Source organism: Vibrio sp. 1978, assembly GCF_033344345.1.
Genome location: NZ_JAWPOP010000088.1, coordinates 1 through 1429, shown reverse-complemented (window position 1 = coordinate 1429; position 1429 = coordinate 1). Strand labels below are relative to the sequence as shown.

The window sequence follows — 1429 nt, the reverse complement described above, 5'->3', positions numbered from 1 at the left end:
CTATAAAAACCAGCGTCGATTATATCTCGTCAAAATTGCCAGTGGAGAGAGATTCCATCACAGAGGATCACGTATCAAAAACTTACTGGCAGCTGAATGAGCTTAAAAGTGCTCCAGGTGATGCGAGTAACGGCAGTCAAAACTACAACCTAAGCCAAATTACGCAATCTGTGGTGGATGTGTGGCGAGACGATTTTGCCAAAGCGGGGATCTCTGTGGAGTTAGAGGATGAGAACAAGTCTAGCCGTATTGCTCTAGAGAGTTTTAATCTGGACGTTATCTTCAACAGTATCTTTGCCAACATCATCAAGCGCTCTTTCCGAGGTCAAGCCGTTAAAGTGATGTTAGAAGAGGGGCGGGACATTGTCTCACTCAGCTTTTTGGATTACGGAACGCAATTGCCAAATAAACTTTCTCTAAGTCGTCCTGCTAATAACAATGTGGACTTGAGTATCGACAATCTTTCGCAACTGGTTACGGTGAGTGGAGGGCACTTAGCGGTGTTCACTTCTGATGCGCAGAATAAAATTGAGATTACTTGGCCGATGGCAAAAGAGTTGAGCCATGTTGAGGAAGTTTTACCAGAATTTGTGCCAGAAAACATCGTCGAAGAGAAAGCCAGTCCAGAAAATGAGTGGCTACAAAAGGTCTATCAGTTAGTTGCTGAGCATTACCATGACCCTGATTTTGGCACTGCGACAGCGGCTAAGATGTTATTTATGTCTGAACGTAGTTTACAACGCCGCTTTAAGTCGGCCTCGTCAAGAACGTTAAAAGATTATTTAACGGAGGTACGGTTAGAAACTGCTTGTGAACAGTTACTCGCAGGTGAAAAAATCAGTGAAGTGGCTTTCAATTGCGGTTTCAATGATCCCTCTTACTTCAGCCAGAAGTTCAAGTTGCACTTTGGTTTACCTCCATCAAAGTTCGCGATGGAACAAGACAGTCACGCAAATTAGCCTTCAATCTTTCGAACATCGTTAATAGTTACAACACGGATGTTATCTAAGTCACCTCCTCTCGTTTAACGGCGTGATTCGTTCTGATACCGCAACTAAACCATTCTAGTCGCCTCGGGCTACGCAGCGTTCTGTTTTTTTTAGTTGTTCTGAGTAAGTAAAGCATCTGTACTTTCTTATGTAGTTCGTAGAAATAAAGAGCTGCAATGCCTTTGTGTGTTGTTAGGTTAGAGTTTTTTTGCCTAATTTATGCGTTGTGATAGGTAAGTGAAACAGCAATGTACAACGTTGTAGCAATTTGTTTTCGCCAAACAGCACATATAAATAGGATATAGAAAGCTTAACTAAAGTGCTTCTAGTTACAGGAGGTTGGTTGTTAAAGGTTTAAATTGGGATTAGAAAAGAAGTGAAAAAAAATATCGTGGTATAGCCGGGGGGACTATACCACGGGTGTCAAGGACACCTTCGCT

At 42.3% G+C, this 1429-nt stretch carries 1 protein-coding gene; it reads left to right on the top strand.

The features are described 5' to 3' along the window. Positions 1 to 959: helix-turn-helix transcriptional regulator (locus R8N49_RS24635; RefSeq protein ID WP_318190159.1), on the top strand; the 959-nt coding region annotated here is incomplete at its 5' end. Positions 960 to 1429: the final 470 nt, after the last annotated feature.